This is a genomic window from Ruegeria profundi, from assembly GCF_001507545.1.
GTDB lineage: Bacteria > Pseudomonadota > Alphaproteobacteria > Rhodobacterales > Rhodobacteraceae > Ruegeria > Ruegeria profundi.
The window spans coordinates 241,195-259,712 of the sequence record NZ_LQBP01000005.1 but is presented as its reverse complement, the minus strand read 5'-3'; the positions used below and the strand labels follow the sequence as shown (position 1 = coordinate 259,712).

General features: G+C 59.3%; 18 protein-coding genes. 11 read left to right on the top strand and 7 right to left on the bottom strand.

The window, feature by feature from the left end:
• Positions 1-91 precede the first annotated feature (91 nt).
• Entirely contained in the window at positions 92-1,162 is a 1,071-nt protein-coding gene (locus tag AVO44_RS11605; RefSeq protein WP_068337332.1) for a porin, read from the bottom strand.
• 285 nt (positions 1,163-1,447) lie between these two features.
• Here AVO44_RS11605 and AVO44_RS11600 point away from each other — a divergent pair, with 285 nt between their 5' ends.
• From AVO44_RS11600 to holA, 4 genes are all read left to right on the top strand, one after another.
• Positions 1,448-1,933, top strand: a complete 486-nt coding sequence (locus tag AVO44_RS11600; RefSeq protein ID WP_068337048.1) for a DUF3576 domain-containing protein — start codon at positions 1,448-1,450, stop codon at positions 1,931-1,933.
• Positions 1,934-2,005: 72 nt separating this feature from the next.
• Positions 2,006-4,540 (top strand): leucine--tRNA ligase, encoded by a 2,535-nt coding sequence (gene leuS / locus AVO44_RS11595; protein ID WP_068337045.1) that lies wholly within the window; start codon positions 2,006-2,008, stop codon positions 4,538-4,540.
• Complete coding sequence (lptE, locus tag AVO44_RS11590) at positions 4,527-5,018, top strand: LPS assembly lipoprotein LptE (protein ID WP_068337042.1); 492 nt, start codon at positions 4,527-4,529, stop codon at positions 5,016-5,018. The genes leuS and lptE overlap by 14 nt, the downstream gene beginning before the upstream one ends.
• Positions 5,015-6,043, top strand: coding sequence for a DNA polymerase III subunit delta (holA, locus tag AVO44_RS11585; RefSeq protein ID WP_068337040.1), 1,029 nt, complete (start codon positions 5,015-5,017; stop codon positions 6,041-6,043). Before lptE ends, holA begins: the two co-directional genes overlap by 4 nt.
• Here holA and AVO44_RS11580 read toward each other — a convergent pair.
• Entirely contained in the window at positions 6,040-7,221 is a 1,182-nt protein-coding gene (locus AVO44_RS11580) for a TIGR03862 family flavoprotein (protein ID WP_267885770.1), read from the bottom strand. The two genes, holA and AVO44_RS11580, sit on opposite strands and share 4 nt — an antisense overlap.
• Before the next feature lie 48 nt (positions 7,222-7,269).
• Here AVO44_RS11580 and AVO44_RS21590 point away from each other — a divergent pair, with 48 nt between their 5' ends.
• Complete coding sequence (locus tag AVO44_RS21590) at positions 7,270-7,566, top strand: hypothetical protein (RefSeq protein ID WP_068337037.1); 297 nt, start codon at positions 7,270-7,272, stop codon at positions 7,564-7,566.
• On the opposite strand, the gene AVO44_RS11570 is transcribed toward AVO44_RS21590, so the two are convergent.
• The 3 genes from AVO44_RS11570 to AVO44_RS11560 are packed head-to-tail and all read right to left on the bottom strand — an operon-like array spanning position 7,567 to position 9,655.
• Positions 7,567-8,304: a VOC family protein gene (locus tag AVO44_RS11570; RefSeq protein ID WP_068337034.1), complete on the bottom strand. Its 738-nt coding sequence runs from the start codon at positions 8,302-8,304 to the stop codon at positions 7,567-7,569. It abuts the gene before it with no gap.
• On the bottom strand, positions 8,301-8,909 hold the full coding sequence (locus AVO44_RS11565; RefSeq protein ID WP_068337031.1) for an enoyl-CoA hydratase/isomerase family protein: 609 nt from the start codon (positions 8,907-8,909) through the stop codon (positions 8,301-8,303). The genes AVO44_RS11570 and AVO44_RS11565 overlap by 4 nt, the downstream gene beginning before the upstream one ends.
• Entirely contained in the window at positions 8,906-9,655 is a 750-nt protein-coding gene (locus AVO44_RS11560) for an SDR family oxidoreductase (protein WP_068337028.1), read from the bottom strand. The genes AVO44_RS11565 and AVO44_RS11560 overlap by 4 nt, the downstream gene beginning before the upstream one ends.
• A gap of 132 nt (positions 9,656-9,787) precedes the next feature.
• Here AVO44_RS11560 and AVO44_RS11555 point away from each other — a divergent pair, with 132 nt between their 5' ends.
• The 5 genes from AVO44_RS11555 to lpxK all read left to right on the top strand — a co-directional run bounded on the left by AVO44_RS11555 (position 9,788) and on the right by lpxK (position 16,107).
• On the top strand, positions 9,788-11,311 hold the full coding sequence (locus AVO44_RS11555) for a hypothetical protein (protein WP_068337025.1): 1,524 nt from the start codon (positions 9,788-9,790) through the stop codon (positions 11,309-11,311).
• A 444-nt stretch (positions 11,312-11,755) separates the two neighbouring features.
• Entirely contained in the window at positions 11,756-13,102 is a 1,347-nt protein-coding gene (locus tag AVO44_RS11550; protein ID WP_068337022.1) for a TldD/PmbA family protein, read from the top strand.
• Positions 13,089-13,889 carry a 3'(2'),5'-bisphosphate nucleotidase CysQ gene (locus AVO44_RS11545; RefSeq protein WP_068337019.1) on the top strand — a complete coding sequence of 267 codons (801 nt, stop codon included), beginning with the start codon at positions 13,089-13,091 and terminating at the stop codon, positions 13,887-13,889. Before AVO44_RS11550 ends, AVO44_RS11545 begins: the two co-directional genes overlap by 14 nt.
• On the top strand, positions 13,886-15,109 hold the full coding sequence (locus AVO44_RS11540) for a 3-deoxy-D-manno-octulosonic acid transferase (protein WP_068337016.1): 1,224 nt from the start codon (positions 13,886-13,888) through the stop codon (positions 15,107-15,109). The genes AVO44_RS11545 and AVO44_RS11540 overlap by 4 nt, the downstream gene beginning before the upstream one ends.
• On the top strand, positions 15,109-16,107 hold the full coding sequence (gene lpxK, locus AVO44_RS11535; protein WP_068337013.1) for a tetraacyldisaccharide 4'-kinase: 999 nt from the start codon (positions 15,109-15,111) through the stop codon (positions 16,105-16,107). Before AVO44_RS11540 ends, lpxK begins: the two co-directional genes overlap by 1 nt.
• 39 nt (positions 16,108-16,146) lie before the next feature.
• On the opposite strand, the gene AVO44_RS11530 is transcribed toward lpxK, so the two are convergent.
• Positions 16,147-16,809, bottom strand: coding sequence for a DsbA family protein (locus AVO44_RS11530; RefSeq protein ID WP_068337011.1), 663 nt, complete (start codon positions 16,807-16,809; stop codon positions 16,147-16,149).
• Between the two features lie 14 nt (positions 16,810-16,823).
• Positions 16,824-17,330 carry a DUF721 domain-containing protein gene (locus AVO44_RS11525; RefSeq protein ID WP_068337008.1) on the bottom strand — a complete coding sequence of 169 codons (507 nt, stop codon included), beginning with the start codon at positions 17,328-17,330 and terminating at the stop codon, positions 16,824-16,826.
• Between the two features lie 81 nt (positions 17,331-17,411).
• On the opposite strand from AVO44_RS11525, the gene mutY reads away from it, so the two are divergent.
• The gene (gene mutY, locus AVO44_RS11520) at positions 17,412-18,467 is read left to right on the top strand and encodes an A/G-specific adenine glycosylase (RefSeq protein ID WP_068337005.1); all 1,056 of its coding nucleotides are present in this window, start codon (positions 17,412-17,414) and stop codon (positions 18,465-18,467) included.
• The last annotated feature ends 51 nt before the right edge of the window (positions 18,468-18,518 follow it).

Below are 18,518 nucleotides of genomic sequence, written 5' to 3'. Positions count from 1 at the left end.
ATCTGCTTTATGCGCAGGAAAACACCATGTCGCCGCAAGAGAAAAGGGCAGGCCCGAAGACCTGCCCTTAAACCTTTCGGTTCAGATCAACTTAGAAGTTGAACTGCGCACCGAAGTCAGCAACGATCGTTGAGTCGTCGCAAACGTCACAGTCGTTTACACCGATACCACCGCGCAGCGATGCACCGCCGCCCAGGTCGTAGATGGCGCCAGCAGCAACCTGCTGAGTGTCCGCATCCGCGTTACCGTCGCCGTAGGCGAAGATCAGAGTGGTTGCGGCACCCAGGTTGTAGGCAGCCGACAGACCCCATGCGGTGCCGTCAGTTGCGTCAACTTCGGTGGCGTCGTCTGCTACGAACAGAGTACCCGAGAAGTCGCCCCATTCACCACCCAGAGTCAGAACTGTCAGGCTTGGATCGCTACCACCGAAGTCGTCCAGATCAGTCTGACCGTAGGCAATCGCTGCGGTGATGTTGTTGAACGAGTAGGTCGCGCTGATGTCCCAGCGGTCAGCGTCAACTGCAGAACCGTTCAGGCCCAGAGTCGCTTGGTCGTACGATGCGCCAAACGCAAAGTCACCAACTGCGTACTGGAAGAACACAGCGTTCGAACCCGAACCGGTCGAGCTGTAGGCCAGGAAGTTGTAGTCAACGCCGGAGTACTGACCAGCGAACAGTTCCAGACCAACTTCGTTACCATAGTAGTTTGCGAGGTTGTCGAACGAACCGGCAACGTTGCCGGCGTCAACACGCAGACCACCGTAGATAACCGAGAAGCGCGCGCCGTTCAGACCAGCCGAGTTGGCTTCGCCGGTCGAAGAGTTTTCGTCGGCTTGCAGACGAACACGGCCTTCAAAGCGAACGCCACCGTCGGTTTCGGTGAAACCGTCAATGTTCAGACGGAAACGCGAAACCAGGATTGCGTCGTCGGTGTCGACAACTGCAGTACCGGTGGTGGTGGTGGTCTGGCCAGTGTTGGTGGCGCCGCCAGTGGTTGTTGTGGTTACACCAGTGTTGACGTTGAAGTTCGTTACAGTACCGGTACGGTCTTCAGAGTACCCAATACCAAAGCGGCCATAACCGCTAAAGTTAACGCCGGACTCGGCGGCCGCAACGCCTGCGGTTGCAATCAGAGCCGTCGTTGCGAAGAGAACTTTTTTCATCTTGTTTCCCTCGGTTTCAAAAAGTTTATCTACTCGACACATGCCACAGCATATGTCTCAGCACGGACACCGTTTCGCTCTTTTTGCCCCCTTTACGCAAGCTTGGCATAAGGACTGCCCGCTCATTGACCCTGAATTGGTGCAAGGATGCCACAGTCGGTTTTGAGGGCCTGATGGACCCCACACCAAACCATATGTGACAATAATAGGGTTGTTGCTGAACGGGTCCTTGTCTAGGAGTATCACTCAGACAATGTAGACCAAAGTGAACAGGACCAGTCGACAATGCGCCTGCAGACGATTTTCGGTTTGATCATAATGACTGCTGCCGTGTCGGCCTGCGGAGAGAATCGGGGGGCCACGCCGAACCCGGATGTGCTTGCAACCGGTGGCAATTCCGATGAGCAGGAACTGAACGATCCGAACCGCTCGACCATCTGGGATGTCTTCAACACGGCTGATGCCGAGCAAGTCACCAACGTGAATCGCTATCTGTGGGCTGCATCGCTGGACGTTCTGAACTTCCTGCCCGTTCAGGAGATTGACCCGTTTACCGGTGTAATTGTAACAGGTTACGGCACGCCTCCGGGCGGGGGGCGGCAATACCGGGCAACGGTTCACATCAGCGATCCGGCTCTTGCGGCGCGATCTCTGAGAGTTGCTTTGCAGACAAGCGGCGGCAATCCGGTTAGCGCGGCAACCACCCGCGCTGTCGAGGATGCGATCCTGTCCCGCGCCCGCCAGTTGCGCATTGCGGACAACAAGCTCTAGCAACCCGCCGAAAATCGCAATATTACCACGCCGGGTTCACGCCCGGCGTTTTCATTCACGAAGGACCGCACGATGTCTCGCTATTCGGCCACCGAAATCGAAGCAAAATGGCAAGAGGCCTGGGACAAGGCCGGAATCTTCACCGCCAACCACAAGGCGGACAAGCCGAAATACTACGTGCTTGAGATGTTCCCTTACCCGTCGGGCCGAATCCATATGGGGCATGTGCGCAACTACACGATGGGTGACGTGATCGCGCGGCACAAACTGGCGACCGGGCACAACGTGCTGCATCCGATGGGCTGGGACGCGTTCGGTATGCCGGCAGAGAACGCCGCGATGGCGATTGGCGGCCACCCGAAGGACTGGACCTACGGCAACATCGCCGACATGCGCGGGCAGATGAAACCACTGGGGCTGTCTATCGACTGGTCCCGCGAATTCGCCACCTGTGACCCCGAATACTACGGTCAGCAGCAGGCTTTGTTCCTGGATATGCTTGAGGCCGGGCTGGTCTATCGCAAGAACGCCGTGGTGAACTGGGACCCGGTCGACATGACCGTTCTGGCCAACGAACAGGTTGAAAACGGGCGCGGCTGGCGTTCTGGCGCGCTTGTCGAGCGGCGCGAACTGACACAGTGGTTCTTCAAGATCTCGGATTATTCCGAAGAGCTGCTTGAGGCACTGGACACACTGGACAATTGGCCCGCCAAGGTGCGGCTGATGCAGGAAAACTGGATCGGCAGATCGCGCGGTCTGCAATTCGGGTTCGAGCGCACCGATGGGGGTGAGCCGATCACCGTATACACAACGCGCCCCGATACGTTGTTGGGCGCGTCCTTTGTCGGTATCTCTCCGGATCATCCGATAGCCAGACAGTTGGAAGCTGAGAATCCGGAAGTGGCTGAATTTGTTGCTGAATGTCGCAAAGGCGGCACCACGGAAGAAGCCATCGAAACCGCCGAAAAGCTTGGATACGACACCGGTATTCGTGTCAAACATCCTCTGGACCCGAATTGGGAGCTGCCGGTCTGGATCGCGAACTTCATCCTTATGGATTATGGCACCGGTGCGATCTTTGCCTGCCCGGCGCATGACCAGCGCGATCTGGATTTCTGCCGCAAGTATGACTTGCCCGTGATCGACACGTTCTTTGCGCTGGATGACGGCACTCCGGTCGACAAGATCGCATTCGTCCCGCCCAAAACCGAGAAAGTCCGCTGGGTGAATCACTTTGCAGGTTTGACCGAGGCCACTGGTGACGAGGCGATCAACGCCACGGTCGATTTCGCCGAAAAGGCGGGGTGGGGAGAAGGCGTCACCAAGTACCGGTTGCGTGATTGGGGCCTGTCGCGCCAGCGCTACTGGGGCTGCCCGATTCCCGTGGTGCATTGCGAAAAATGCGGCGTTGTGCCCGAGAAGAAAGAAAACCTGCCGATCCGTCTGCCCGACGATGTCACCTTCGATAAACCGGGAAACCCGCTGGACCGTCATCCGACATGGCGCGATTGTGCCTGCCCCAAATGCGGCGGATCTGCCCGGCGCGAAACGGATACGATGGATACGTTTGTTGATTCGTCGTGGTATTTCGCGCGCTTCACCGCTCCGCGCGCTGAAACACCCACCGATCTGGCCGAGGCCGAATACTGGATGAACGTTGATCAGTACATCGGCGGTATCGAGCATGCGATTCTGCACCTGCTCTATTCCCGCTTCTTCGCACGGGCGATGAACATCACCGGCCACCTGCCCAAGAAAGCCATCGAACCCTTCGATGCCCTGTTTACGCAGGGCATGGTGACGCACGAGATATACCAGACACGCGATGAAAAAGGCCGCCCAGTCTACCACCTGCCCGAGGATGTGACCGACGGCAAACTGGCCGATGGGACAGAGGTTGAGATCATCCCTTCGGCCAAAATGTCGAAATCCAAGAAAAACGTTGTTGATCCGGTCAGCATCATCTCGGCCTTTGGCGCAGATACCGCGCGTTGGTTCGTGCTGTCCGATTCGCCGCCCGAGCGTGACGTAGAGTGGACCGCATCCGGGGCCGAAGCCGCATTCAAGCATCTCAGTCGCGTTCACCGCATCGCGACCGAGATCACCGCGTCAAACGTTCCGCCCAATGCCGACGACGAAACCCTGCTGCGCGAGATGCACAAGGCCATTCATGACGTGACGGGTGGGGTCGAATCTTTTGGGTTCAACGCCTCCATCGCCAAGCTTTATGCCTTTACCAACACGCTGGCGAAATCCAAGGCAGGCACAGCCGCAAAACGCGAGGCAGCCAAAACGCTGGCACAGCTGATGTCGCCCATGACCCCGCATCTGTCAGAAGAACTCTGGCAGCTTTTGGGCGGCGAAGGGCTGGTTGCCACCGCCCCGTGGCCTGTCGCGGATGAGGCGATGCTGATCGACGACACCATCACCCTGCCGATCCAGATCAACGGCAAACGCCGCGCGGAAATCAGCGTGGCCAAGGATTTGGCCAAGGCAGAGGTTGAAAAAATCGCGCTCAGCACCGAAGCTGTCCAAAAGGCGCTGGATGGTGCCGCGCCGAAGAAAGTGATTGTTGTCCCGGGCCGGATCGTGAATGTCGTTGTTTGACCGCAGAACCCTGTTGTTGATGCCGCTGGTGCTGGCAGCCTGTGGCTTTGAGCCGGTCTATGCACCCGGCGGGTCGGGCGCAGCGTTGAATGGGAAGGTTGCCGTTTCAGTCCCGAACTCGACCGACAGCTACTTGATGGTCCAGAATCTTGAACAACGTCTGGGTCGCAGCGCGAATTCGGGGAATGACTACAATCTGGACGTGAGTGTCGCGACTGTTATCCGGTCGGCCGCTATCACCCCAACCAACGAGATCAACCGCTATACCATTGAAGGCAGAGCGAATTACGCCCTGAAATCCAACAGCACGGGTCAGGTTGTTGCATCCGGTGCCGTCAATAATTTCGTCGGCTATTCAGCTGCCGGATCGACGGTCTCAACCTTGGCAGACGAGCGCGATGCCCGGCAAAGGTTGATGGTGATCCTGGCGGACCAGATCGTAAACGAGCTTTATGCCACGCCGGGTCTTGGCTCATGAAGCTCAGCCCGCGCGAGGCTGAGGGGTATTTCGCGCGGCCCGACGCCGACAAGGCCGGGCTTTTGATCTATGGCGCAGATGCGATGCGCGTGGCTTTGAAACGCCAACAGGTTTTGACCGCACTACTGGGCAGCAATGCCGAAGAAGAAATGCGCCTGACCCGAATGCCGGGCGCTGATCTACGCGGCGATCCTGCCCTGTTGCTGGATGCGGTCAAGGCGGTGGGCTTTTTCCCCGGGCCGCGCGCGGTATTTGTCGAAGACACTACGGACGTCGCAGCCCCCGCGATCATCGCCGCGTTCGAGGATTGGGCTCCGGGTGACGCCCAGATCATCGTTACTGCCGGGCAGCTCAAAGCCAGCTCGAAAATCCGCAAAGCGTTCGAGGCGCACCCGTTGGCCTATGCGGTCGGTATCTACGACGACCCACCATCCCGGGGCGAGGTCGAACGGATTCTTAAGCAGTCCGGGTTGGACAACATCCCCAATGATTCAATGTCTGCATTGGTCGAGTTGGCGACCGCGATCAGCCCGGGTGATTTTGCGCAAACCATCGAAAAACTGTCGCTCTACAAGTACGGCGACAGGTCAGAGCTGTCTATCGAGGATATCATGGCCTGCGCCCCCCGCTCGACCGAGGCCGGGCTGGATGATGTTCTGAACGTAATCGCCGAGGGCCGTGCCGGCGAGATCGGCCCGCTGATTCGGCGTTTGCAATCCCAAGGCACCAACGCGGTTACCCTGTGCATCGGTGCGACCCGGCATTTTCGCACGCTTTATGCCTGTGCGTCGGACCCCGGCGGGGCAGCACAGGGAATCGGTAAGCTGCGGCCACCGGTATATGGTAAACGCCGTGACCGGATTCTACGGCAGGCGCAAGGTTGGGGCGCACCGAAATTGCAGACCGCGCTGACCGTTCTGACCGATACCGACCTTTCACTGCGCTCAGCAGGTCAAACCGCACCCGCGATGGCATTGGTCGAACGTGCGATGATTCGCTTGGCGATGCTGGCGCGGTCTCGCTAACGCGCTTGCAACCATTCCGCGGCAGATCGCCCGGCCCATTTCCCGGTCGCCAAACAGGCGGTCAGCAGATAGCCGCCGGTTGGGGCCTCCCAATCCAACATCTCTCCGGCGCAGAACACACCGGGAATCGCGGTCAGCATCAGCCCACCATCCAAAGCAGTACGTTTTATGCCGCCCGCTGTCGAAATCGCTTCGTCCATAGGACGCAGGCTATCGTATCGGATCGGCAGATACTTGAGGGCCTCGGGCCATCGCGCCTGCGGCAGACCGTTACTTTTGGTCATCTCATGAAACAGCGCGATCTTTTGTGGCGGCAGGCGGAGTGATTTTTTCAGCCATTGTGACAGCGTGGTCTTGGATTTCTTTCTATCAAGCCGGGATTGCAGGGCCGCTAGGTCCAAATCTGGCAGCAGATCGAGGTAGAGCGGCGCACCCTCACGCAACGCTGGAGTCAGGGAATACATCCCCCCACCCTCTAGCCCGGTTGCCGAGATCGTGGCTTCGCCCCGACTTTGCAGTTTTCCAGCCTTCCAGCGCACCGACTTGAGCGGCGAACCGAAATACGGTTGCATATGATCGCTCCAACCAACGGATAAGGCAGCGTTCGCCGGTGCAAAAGGGGCCGTCGCGACACCTGCGTCCCCCAAGATTTTTGCCCACTGGCCGTCCGAGCCCAACCGCGCCCAACTTGCCCCGCCCAGTGTCAGTATTGTCACATCCGGCGCAAGCCTCTGCTCGCCGTCCGGTGTTTCGAACAGCAGTGCATCGCGATCCCAACCCAGCCAACGCCAGCGGGTTCTGATCTGAACGCCTGCGGCCTCAAGCCGGGACAGCCACGCACGTAACAGCGGCGATGCTTTCATCACCGTCGGAAACACTCGGCCTGTCGTACCGGTGTATACCTCTTGCCCTAACCCTTGCGCCCAGCGCTGTACGCCAGTGGCGTCGAAATCGGCAATCATAGGTCGCAGCCAGTTGGCCGCGTCCCCATACGATTGCAACAAAGTCTCAAGGGGTTCATCCTTGGTCAGGTTCAGACCCGATTTCCCCGCCATCAGAAACTTGCGACCAACCGAGGGCTTGGCCTCGGCCACAAGAACGTCATGGCCAGCGGCAGACAATTCCTCAGCAGCCATCAAACCTGCGGGTCCAGCCCCGATTATCACTGCCTGCGCCACGACTGCCCCCTTGCTTTCCGCTCCGTCCCGCGCATTTCTACGTGGGCCATGTCGAACAGTGATCCGATCTGCCCGCTCTGTGACCGCCCCATTCCGAATGGGGGCGGCAGCCTGCACCATCTGATCCCAAAACTCAAAGGGGGCAAGGGCGGACCGACGGTTTTGTTGCATGTCATCTGCCACAAAGAGGTTCACGCCACGCTGACCGAAGCGGAATTGGCTCGCGAGTTCAACACCGTCGAGGCTTTGCGCGGTCATCCACGGCTTGAAAAATTTCTGCAATGGGTCCGGAAACGACCGCCCGGCTTTCGGTCGAAAGTTCCGGGCAAACGCCGTGGGCGGTGATCAACCCGGACGCACAGGATCACCAAAGGCATCGCGGACGGATACCGCCAGCCCCTGAACCTCTAACCCGCGATAGTCAGGTGCCGGCGCGAATTGCGCCCCGGAAAGATGCTGGAACTCCAGCACCGTGTATGGTCGTTTCCAAAGCCATTCGCGGTTTGCAACAGACCAAATATCGGGGTCAGGCGGCGTTTCATCGGTGAAGGCATAGAAATGCAGGTCGAACCCCAATTGGGCCACATCCTGAATTGACAACAGCCGCATGCCTTGAGCACGGCAGAAAGCATCTTCGGCGGCGATATTCCCTGTGCGCAAGGTGATCTGGCCGATGCAAGCTTTTGCAAATGGCGCGGCAGGATTGGCGGCGTTCAACGGGCGGTTGGCCTGAAAATCATGTTGCAGCAACTCGATTACAAACCCTTCCGGGTCTTTCAGGTGACACATATAGCCAATGTCGAGAAACTGTTTCGGTTCCGAGACTTCGACACCTTTTTGGCGCAGACGGGATACGGCGAGATCAACATCCGGCACGGTGATCCCGATCTTCCAGTACCTTTGCCCGCCGTCATGCGTATATCCACCTCCACCCGGCATCAAAAGCAGGTCCGCGTCCTGACCCGCATAGCCAACTCTGTGGTTCGGCCCTTGTGCTTGTGCCGTCATGCCCAAAGCATCCGCATAGAAACCTGCAAGCCGTTCGGGGTTCGCGACACGCAGAAGCAAAGCGGACAATCTCATCGGCACATCCTTGCGATTCCTGCCGCGATCTCAGGCGTGGCGGCCAGACTGTCAGCGACAAGCTCACGCGCCGTTTGCATCAGTTGATCGGGCTCAACCACCCTGTCAACCAGCCCAAAGCCATAGGCTTCCTCAGCCGTTATCTTTTGCCCGGCCATCAGGATCATCTTGGTGCGCGCTGGCCCGATCAGGGCAGCCATACGCCCGGGATCTGATGGTTGCGGCAGAAAACCCAATTTCATTACCGGGTAAAAGACCTTGGTGTGCGGCACTGCAATTCGAATGTCACAGGCCAAGACCATCCCGTTAGCTCCACCTGCCAGCGTTCCGTTCAAGGCGGCAACCGTAAGACAGGGCAAAGCTGCAATTGCGCCCGATACCCGCTCCCACAGGTCCGAGGTTGCAAGGCCCGCCCGCGCCTCTTCCAGATCAGCCCCCGCGCTGAAAACCTTGCCTTTACCGGTCAGGATCAGAGCGCGCGCCTCGGTCGCGGCTTCCGCGATTTCGGCCAGATCACTTAGCATCGCAGCCGTCAGAGCATTGGCCTTTGACGGATTATTGAGCGTGACCGTCCACAACCCATCTGCCTTGGTCAATTCGATCACGTCAGCCCAACCCGTTTGCGGATATCTTCGCGCCGCAGAGAAACTTCGGTGCCCAAAAACTCATCCGCATCGGACGAACACATCCACAGCAGCGCCCGCGCGGGCCAATCGGCGGGGATGTGATCGCTCCACTCCAACTGGCTGACGGCGTTGATGCCGCTGGCCTTGATTACCCGCTGCATATCCGTGGCAACAGTTCCGGGGGAAAGGCCCATGGCGCGGATGCCGTGTATCGACTCTTCAAGATGCAGACATTCGGTCAGCATCTTGGCCCCAGCTTTCGAGGCGCAGTAATGACTCCATGCTTCAATTGCATTAGACGCCGCGCCTGATGAAACGGTAATCACCGTCCCGCCTCCGGCAGCACGCATCACAGGCAGCGCCGCGCGCATTCCATGGAACACACCCTTGAGATTGATATCGATGGCCGCGCTCCAGGCTGCGACATCGGCATTGGACAAATGAGAGATCGGATCAATCACACCCGCGTTGCCGATCACGACATCCAACCCGCCGAAACGGTCCACACACTCTGCGACGGCCTGTTCAACCTGCGAAAAATTGCTGACGTCACATTGCAGCGCCATGGCTTGATCACCCAGCGCCTCGGCCAATGCGCCGATCTGATCGCCACTGCGCGCCACCAGTGCAACATTTGCCCCCGCTGCGGCAAAAACGCGCCCCGCCTCGGCCCCGATGCCGCGGCTGGCTCCTGTTATCAGTACGGTTTTGCCCTGCATTTCCACCCTGTACCTCCGTTGTTTTGAGATTAAGTGAATCTCTACCGCGCCAAGGGGGAAAGGGTCCAGCCCTTGCCCCTTGACGCCTGCCTCTGCAGGCACGACGATGCCGGCAAATTGATAAAGAAGGGTTCTCAGATGTCCGTTTTCCTTCGTCGCAGCAGCGGCGCAGTCTTAGCTTATGCCCTTGTCACCCAAGGCGCGCTCGCCGACGTCACCGCCCAACAGGTGTGGGATGACTGGCAAGCCTACTTGTCCCAGATGGGATATACCGTATCGGCAGAGCAATCGACAGCAGGCAATGTGACCACCATCACGGATATGAAGGTGGTCGCCACCGTTCCGGACGCTAGCGGATCGTTTGAGATGAACGTCCCGCAGATGACCCTGACCGAAAACGGCGATGGCACAGTCAATATCGGTCTGCCGGAAAGCCTTCCCATGACCTTGTCCGGTGAAGAGGATGGCGAGGCGTTCTCGGTCGATATCGAATACTACCACACAGGGCTGGAGATGGTGGTCTCGGGCGATCCTGACGATATGACCTATGACTATTCCGCGCCAGCGCTTGGACTGAAGCTGGGCGGCCTGCAAGTCGATGACGAGACCATTCCAGAAGACAGTCTGGACATGGATCTGAAACTATCCGACCTGGCTGGCAGCACACGAATGAAAATCGGTGAGTCGCGGTCAGTTGATCAGAATATGACAGCCGCGACGCTCACCTATGATCTGGTGTTCAACGACCCTGAAGGATCGGATGACGGCAAGATTAACGGATCACTGAACCAGCTCACGTTCGAGGGTACCAGCGTGGTCCCAGACGATTTCGACGGGACAGACCCGCAAGCCTTCTTTGAGAACGGCTTTTCATTCTCGGGTCTGTTTACCTATGCCTCCGGTCAAACCGCGATTGCAGGCACCAGCGAGGGCGAGGCATTCTCGATGGGAAGCGAATCCGAAGGCGGACGCTTTGGCGTCAGCATCGACGATCAGCGCCTGGCCTATGATGTCGAGCAGAACAGCTCGAAACTGGCGGTGACCACGGATGACCTGCCCTTTCCGATCGAAATCGCGATGGCAAATGCCGGTATGAAGTTCGAATTTCCGGTACAGCAATCCGAAGAGGTTCAGCCCTTTGGCTTTGCCATGAACCTGAAGGATTTCACCATGTCGGATGTGTTGTGGAGCATGTTCGATCCGGCAGGCGCCTTACCGCGTGACCCTGCAACCATTGCGTTGGACGCAACCGGTACTGCAAAAATACTGACAAACTTGTTCGATCCGGAATCGGTCGAAGCCATGGAGACCACGGGCGCTGCGCCGGGTGAGCTGCATTCGCTGAAGATCAACGAATTGCTGGTCTCTTTGGTTGGCGCTAAGCTGACCGGAGATGGCGACTTTACCTTCGACAATTCCAACGCGGCCGAGTTTGACGGTATGCCGACCCCTACGGGCGTGGCGAACCTGCAACTGGTGGGTGCCAACGCTTTGATCGACACGCTGATCAGCATGGGCCTGGTTGACGAGAACGAAGCGATTGGCGCGCGCATGATGATGGGCATGATGGCTGTTCCGGGCGACGCGCCGGACACGCTGAACTCCAAGATCGAATTCACCGAAGACGGTCAGATTCTGGCCAATGGTCAGCGCATCAAATGATGCTCTCAGCGGTGAAGCTCAGCCTTAAATGGGCTTCGCCGCACTAGGAATTCAGGTTTCTAACTAAGTTCTTCCATCAGCGCCCGAGCGATGCGTCGCCCGGCCTTTCGGCCATCAAAAAGTGCCAGGATATTCGCATTCAACTTCTCGTTTGAAGGATTTTTGCTTCACAACAAAAAAACTTAGCGTGGTGCAACAGAACATGCCTTTGAGGTTCGGCCGTTAGGCCATGCTCGACGAACACGTTGAAAGGCACGATTACTGCAGAAACGTTCAACCTCCCTAGAACACCGAAGACGCGTCTGATTAAAGACCCAGACCCTTTGTCTGCCGCCTTCGAAACTAGGCGCGGTTTGCCGGGCTCAACGGCGACTCAATCTGCCCTGAGGTCTTGCGGGAACGGCAGTCCAAGGCTAGGTCCAGTGCATTGCAACCGGAGGCCGCATGACCCGTACACCTGAAGATATCAGCCACGCCCTGCTGGACGCTGCCCGCAAAGCCGGGGCGGATGCTGCGGATGCCATTGTGATCGACGGATCTTCGGTCTCTGTCGAAGTCCGTGGCGGCGCGCTGGAACATGCCGAGCGGTCAGAGGGTACTGATCTTGGCCTGCGGGTCTTGCTGGGTCAGCGGCAAGCGATTGTATCCAGTTCGGACAGCAGCCCCGAAACACTGGCCACCATGGCCGAACGCGCCGTCGCCATGGCCCGCGAGGCACCAGAGGACCCGTTTGCCGGGTTAGCCCATTCGGACCAGTTGGCCACTGGCTGGGACGTTACCGCGCTTGAATTGTTCGATCCAGCCCAGGAACCGGCAGCTGAGGATTTGTTGCAAGATGCATTGGCGGCCGAGGCGGCGGCGCTTGCGGTTCACGGCGTTTCGCAAGTTTCGGATGCGGCGGCGGGCTATGGCACGCATCGCGTGCATCTGGCGGCAACCAATGGCTTTTCCGGCGGTTATGCCCGCAGCAGCCGATCCACCTCTTGCGTGGCGATCTCGGGCGAAGGCACGGGGATGGAGCGCGACTATGACGGCGACAGCCGCACCTTCCAAAGCGACCTGCGCAGCCCCGACGAGATCGGCCGCACCGCCGGCGAACGCGCCGTAGCGCTGGTGGGTGCCCGCAAGCCTGCCACAGGTACGTTTCCGGTCCTGTTTGACGAACGAATTTCATCCTCGCTGATCGGTCATTTGCTGGCGGCCAGTAACGGGGCCGCAATTGCACGCGGGGCATCCTGGCTTAAGGATTCTCTGGGCGAGCAAGTGCTGCCAGAGCATCTGTCGCTAATCGAAGACCCACACCGCCCACGCATCTCAGGCTCGCGCCCCTTTGATGCCGAGGGGTTGCCGACGCAACGGCGTGCGATTGTCGAAAATGGTGTCCTGACCGGTTGGACCCTGGACCTGTCCAGCGCGCGCAAACTGGACATGACCTCGACAGGCAATGCGGCCCGCGGTGTGTCCGGACCGCCATCGCCCAGCAACTGGAACCTGAGTCTGACGCAGGGCAAACACAGCCGCGAAGACCTGCTGCGCGACATGGGCACCGGCCTATTGGTGACGTCGATGATCGGGTCCACCATCAATCCGAACACCGGCGATTATTCGCGCGGGGCCTCGGGGTTCTGGGTCGAAAACGGAGAGATTACGCACCCGGTCAATGAATGCACCATCGCAGGCAATCTGCGCGATATGCTGAAACGGATCATCCCGGCAAACGACGCGCGGCCCTGGCTGTCGCGGGTTGTCCCCTCGATTCTGGTCGAAGGAATGACACTTGCCGGCAGCTGACCTGCAACTTCTGATCGACGCCGCATTAGAGGCCGGAAAGATCGCGACACGGTATTCGGGTGATACGGCGCAACGCTGGGATAAACCCGGCGGCGCGGGGCCGGTGACCGAGGCCGATCTTGCCGTCAACGCCATGTTGGAACAGCGCCTGCCCTTCGCCCGGCCCGGCTATGGCTGGCTAAGCGAAGAAACCGAAGACAACAGCGCCCGGTTATCGAAGGACCGTCTGTTTATCATCGACCCCATTGATGGCACCCGCAGTTTTGCCGAAGGGTCGCGCACATGGGCGCACTCTTTGGCGGTCGCCGAGCGGGGCGAAGTAACGGCAGCGGTGATTTTCCTACCGCGGCGCGATCTGCTTTACGCGGCTGCAAAGGGGCAAGGCGCGACGTTGAACGGTGCCCCGATCCGTGTTTCCGGGGTTTCAACCTTGGAAACGGCCGAGATTCTGGCCGCCAAGCCCAACCTCGACCCGCGCCATTGGCGGCAAGGCGAAGTGCCGGAATTCAAACGGGTTTACCGCCCCTCGCTTGCCTATCGACTGGCGCTTGTCGGACAAGGCCGGTTCGACGGGATGCTGACGCTTCGGCCGAGTTGGGAATGGGATATCGCCGCAGGCGACCTGATTATCCGCGAGGCGGGCGGCACCTGCTCTGACCGGCTCGGTCTTCCTCTGCGATTCAACAACGCAAATCCACGTCTGAACGGCGTGATTGCGGCGGGCGCGGCAGTGCACCAGATCTTGCGGGCACGGCTTGACCCCGGCAGCACCGGCATTCGCCCATGAGCAAGCCGCGTTCGCTCAGCCTGGCTGCATATAGGGTTCTTTCCTGGGGCGTACCTAACGCGGCTGCCTTGTCTTATCCAGACCGCCCGGAAGGTGAAGTCATTTGGGCGCACATCAGCACCCAAGACCGTCAACGCGCGGTGACCGATTTCTGCCGTCGCCTGCAACAGGTCCGGCCTAATTTGAATGTACTGCTGACAACGCCGCCCGGAGCCGATCTGTCGCGCTGGGATCGGTCCGAGTTTCCGCTTGTCGATCTGCCGCTGGAACAGACCGGCGCAGCGCGGGCGTTTCTTGATCATTGGCGCCCGGATATCGGCCTGTGGGTCGGGGGCGGCCTGATGCCAAATGTGATTACACGCGCCGATGAGCGGGGTATCCCCCTGATCCTTATCGAGGCGCAGATCGACATCAACATCGCGCGCGGTGCACGGTGGCTGCCCGATATCACCCGTTTTACGTTAGATTGCTTTCAATCGATTCTGGCCACAACGCCCGAAACGGTACGCACCATCCGACGCCTTGGTATCGCGTCAAGCAAGGTGTCCGAAGCTCCACCCCTGCATGTTAGTCCAAACCCTAAACCCTGGCCTGAAGATGAGCTGATCGAGATCACCCACGCGCTGGCCGGGCGTCCAGTTTGGCTTTCAGCCTGTGTGCTGGATACGGAATTCATCTCGGTCCTTACCGCCCACCGTCAGGCGCTGCGGATACTGCCGCGGCTAACGCTGGTGCTGCATGTGGCGGACGTGGCCGAGGCCGAGCCACTGCACCGCCGCCTGGAAAACATGGACCTGCGTTGTACCAATTGGGATACGGGCGGGCAGATCGAAGACACCACGCAGGTCATACTGTCGTCCGAACAGGAAGATCTGGGTTTGTGGCACAGGGTCTCGCCTGTCACTTTTATGGGCCGCTCACTTGAAAGGGGCGCGGGCGGGCATGATCCGCTGGTTGGCGTTGCGCTTGGCTCATCCGTGATCCACGGCCCGTTTGTGCATCGGCATCAGCAGATATACGATCAGTTGGATCAGGCCGGGGCAACCCGCGTCGTCAGAACGGCAACCGAGTTGGGTGACGCCGTGGTTGAGCTGCTTTCGCCGGACCGCGCCGCGGATATGGCATTGGCGGGATGGCGTATCGTTTCCGAAGGCGCACCCCAGGCTGATAAACTGGTCGATATGGTACAGGATTGCCTGGATCAGCGGAGTACGAAGTGATGCGGGCACCGAACTTTTGGAACACCGCGCCGGACCAACTGGATCTGCGCGCGCGTCTTCTGGCGCCGCTTGGCCACGTCTACGCCGCAGCCACGGCGCGGCGGGTCGCGGCCGGCGCGGGCTACAAACCCGGTGTTCCGGTCATCTGCATCGGCAATCTGAACGCAGGTGGCACCGGTAAGACGCCGACCGTGATTTGGATGATCGAGCAACTGCGCGACGCCTGGCACCAACCACACGTCGTCACACGCGGTCACGGTGGGTCACTGGAGGGTCCGGTGCAGGTCGATCCGACCAAACACAGCGCCGCACAGGTTGGGGATGAGCCATTGTTGCTGGCTGCCTTTGCCGAGGTTTGGGTCGCCAAGGACCGCGCCGCCGGTGCCCGCGCCGCAGCGGAAGCAGGTGCAACTGTGATTCTGCTTGATGACGGGTTTCAGAACCCGTCGGTCGCCAAGGATTTCTCGGTTATCGTGGTAGATGCGGCACGTGGCTTTGGCAATGGGTTGTGCCTGCCAGCAGGACCGTTGCGTGAACCTGTCGAGGTCGGGCTAAGGCGCGCTGATCTGGTGTTGTCTCTGGGTGATGACGCGGCGCAAACCGAATTTGCGGCTCGTTGGGGGCAAGCCCTGACCAAACCCCATGCAACAGGAGCCGTTGAACCCCTGCAAACCGGTATGGATTGGAGTGACACGCCTGTTCTGGCCTTTGCAGGGATCGGCCATCCCGAGAAGTTCTTTGCCACCCTGCGCCAGCAAGGCGCTAAGTTGCTAAGGGCCGAAGCGCTGGATGATCACCAGCCTTTGACCCCGGCGCTGATGACGCGGTTGGAAAACGACGCACGCCTGCTCGGCGCGCAGATGGTTACAACGGAAAAAGACGCGGTTCGCCTGCCACCCGCATTTCGAAGCAAGGTGATCACCTTGCCGGTGCGACTTAGGGTAAATGAGCCCGACAAGGTCCGGCAGATGCTTTTGCGGATTGCCCCCTCGCCCTGAGTGGCGACCAGCCCTGAACAGGCTGGTCACATCAATTGCTTAACTACCCAGTTCAGCCTCGATCAGCTTTTTGAAATCGGCATAAGACTGGTTGCCCACTTTCTCTCCGTTAATGATGAACGACGGTGTGGATTGAACGCCGTCGCGTTCGGCGTTTTCCTGATACCAGGCCACCAGCGTCTGAGCGCGTGTTCCGTCCTGCAGACAAGCCTCAAGCTGATCATTGTCGATACCGGCCAGCCGCCCGATCTTGCGCAGTTCATCCACGATCTCGGCAGGGCCGCCTGCCTTCGTCCATTCGGATTGACCTTCATAGATCAGATCAGAAATCCCGAAGAACTTTTCAGGCCCGTCGCAACGCGCAACCATCGAGGCCCACAGACCATATCGGTCAAAATACACCTCACGATAGATGAATTTCACCTTACCGGTGTCGATAAAGTCCTTTTTCAACTGCTTGAACGGGCCGTTATGGAAATTGGCACAATGCGGACAGGTGTAAGAGGCATACTCGATGATTTCGACAGGCGCATCCTCGGCCCCCTGCACCATCTCGACAATTGTCGAGGTGTCCAGATCGGCTTCTTGTGCTTCGGCGCTGCTGATCAGCGGATACGAAGACGTGGAATTCGACAGCGACAGCCAATAGCCGCCTGCGGCAATGGCGACAGCCGCGCAGATTCCAGTTGCAATACGGCTCATTTCTCAGCCCTTTCTCAGCGTTTTTGTTTGGATAGAACGTTACGACCCAGACGTTCAAGGGCCGCGCGCAAATCACCATCGTGAACCTCGCGTGCGGTCCGGTCTGCCTCGGCTGCAATCTCTGGATTGAGTCTTGGTTTTGCCGGTTTCGGCTTGTGGTCAAAACTGGCCTGCCCCTCGGCAAACCCGGTCAGAGCGGTCTGCGTGATGCGCACCCGGCTGATGGCGTTGTAGCCATAGACGGAGTTCACCTTGTCGCGCAATTGTTCTTTCTGCATCTCAAGCATTGGGGCCTGCGGACCGGTCGTCAGCACCGTCAACGTCGCGCCAATACCGCCCTTGCCATAGCCGACATTCACTGGCCTCGCGATAGCGGCCAGATCCTGCCCGACAATTTCAGCCCAATGGGTCAACAGACGTGACACGGCAAAACCCCGGCTCTCCCCGGCGCGCCTGATCTGGTCGTTCAGCAATGTCGCGGTGCGTTTGAACCCGCGGGTCGAAGAACGTCTGCGCTGCATCTGGTTTCCAACTCCTGCGCCGCTATTGTAATGGGCATGACACCGGGCGCCAGAAAAACCCGACAAAGAGATAGATAAAACTTGCGTGACGCTATTCAATCTGACCTGAGCACCGACCTGCTGGACTGGTACGACCGCAACGCCCGTGTGATGCCGTGGCGCGTTGGGCCGGGCGACCGGGCAGCAGGCGTTATGCCCGACCCTTACCGGGTCTGGCTGTCCGAGGTGATGTTGCAGCAAACCACCGTTGCTGCCGTGCGCGATTACTTCACCCGCTTCACCACGCGCTGGTCGACAGTTCAGGCGCTGGCTGCCGCCCCCGACGATCAGGTGATGGGGGAATGGGCTGGGCTGGGCTATTACGCCCGCGCCCGCAACTTGCTGAAATGTGCCCGTGTGGTGGCCGACGACTATGGCGGAGCATTCCCCGATACCTACGATGCCCTGCTGAAACTTCCGGGGATCGGTCCCTATACCGCCGCTGCTATCGCGGCCATCGCCTTTGACCGTCCCGAAACGGTGCTGGACGGCAACGTCGAACGCGTGATGGCCCGCCTGCATGACATCCACGAGCCTCTGCCGGGATCAAAGCCGGTACTCAAAAACAAGGCCGCTGCACTTACGCCGAACACGCGCCCCGGCGACTACGCACAGGCGGTGATGGATCTGGGTGCCACGATCTGCACACCCAAGTCACCCGCCTGTGGAATTTGCCCGCTGCGGGACCCCTGTCAGGCCCGCGCGGCCGGAACACAGACCGATCTGCCGCGTAAAACGCCCAAAAAGCCCAAGCCAACGCGTTATGGCCATGTCTACATAGCCCAGCGCGAAGACGGAGCCTTGTTGTTGGAGCGTCGCCCCGACAAGGGGCTGCTCGGCGGTATGTTGGGCTGGCCCGGGTCCGATTGGTCAGATACGCCGGTCAACACACCCCCTTTTTCAGCGGACTGGCAGGAATTGGCGGGCGAGGTTCGCCACACGTTCACCCATTTCCACCTGATCCTGCGTATATGGACCGCCCCGCTGCCTGCCGGGCTCCACCCACATCGTTTAATTGTGTTAGACAAACATGCTTTCCGCCCCAGCGACCTGCCAACCGTGATGCGCAAGGCGCATGATCTTTGGCGCAATCGGTAACCCATTGTGCGGTGTAACGGACTTGGACTAGTCTCGGCCCAGTTGTTCGGA

Bases quoted from the DNA above. Each gene is read 5' to 3' on its own strand.
- leuS (WP_068337045.1), top strand. From the start codon at position 2,006: ATGTCTCGCTATTCGGCCACCGAAATCGAAGCAAAATGGCAAGAGGCC.
- AVO44_RS11525 (WP_068337008.1), bottom strand. From the start codon at position 17,330: ATGCAGCGCAGACGTTCTTCGACCCGCGGGTTCAAACGCACCGCGACA.
- AVO44_RS11600 (WP_068337048.1), top strand. From the start codon at position 1,448: ATGCGCCTGCAGACGATTTTCGGTTTGATCATAATGACTGCTGCCGTG.
- AVO44_RS11550 (WP_068337022.1), top strand. From the start codon at position 11,756: ATGACCCGTACACCTGAAGATATCAGCCACGCCCTGCTGGACGCTGCC.
- lpxK (WP_068337013.1), top strand. From the start codon at position 15,109: ATGCGGGCACCGAACTTTTGGAACACCGCGCCGGACCAACTGGATCTG.
- AVO44_RS11540 (WP_068337016.1), top strand. From the start codon at position 13,886: ATGAGCAAGCCGCGTTCGCTCAGCCTGGCTGCATATAGGGTTCTTTCC.
- holA (WP_068337040.1), top strand. From the start codon at position 5,015: ATGAAGCTCAGCCCGCGCGAGGCTGAGGGGTATTTCGCGCGGCCCGAC.
- AVO44_RS11530 (WP_068337011.1), bottom strand. From the start codon at position 16,809: ATGAGCCGTATTGCAACTGGAATCTGCGCGGCTGTCGCCATTGCCGCA.
- AVO44_RS21590 (WP_068337037.1), top strand. From the start codon at position 7,270: ATGTCGAACAGTGATCCGATCTGCCCGCTCTGTGACCGCCCCATTCCG.
- AVO44_RS11570 (WP_068337034.1), bottom strand. From the start codon at position 8,304: ATGAGATTGTCCGCTTTGCTTCTGCGTGTCGCGAACCCCGAACGGCTT.
- AVO44_RS11605 (WP_068337332.1), bottom strand. From the start codon at position 1,162: ATGAAAAAAGTTCTCTTCGCAACGACGGCTCTGATTGCAACCGCAGGC.
- lptE (WP_068337042.1), top strand. From the start codon at position 4,527: ATGTCGTTGTTTGACCGCAGAACCCTGTTGTTGATGCCGCTGGTGCTG.
- AVO44_RS11555 (WP_068337025.1), top strand. From the start codon at position 9,788: ATGTCCGTTTTCCTTCGTCGCAGCAGCGGCGCAGTCTTAGCTTATGCC.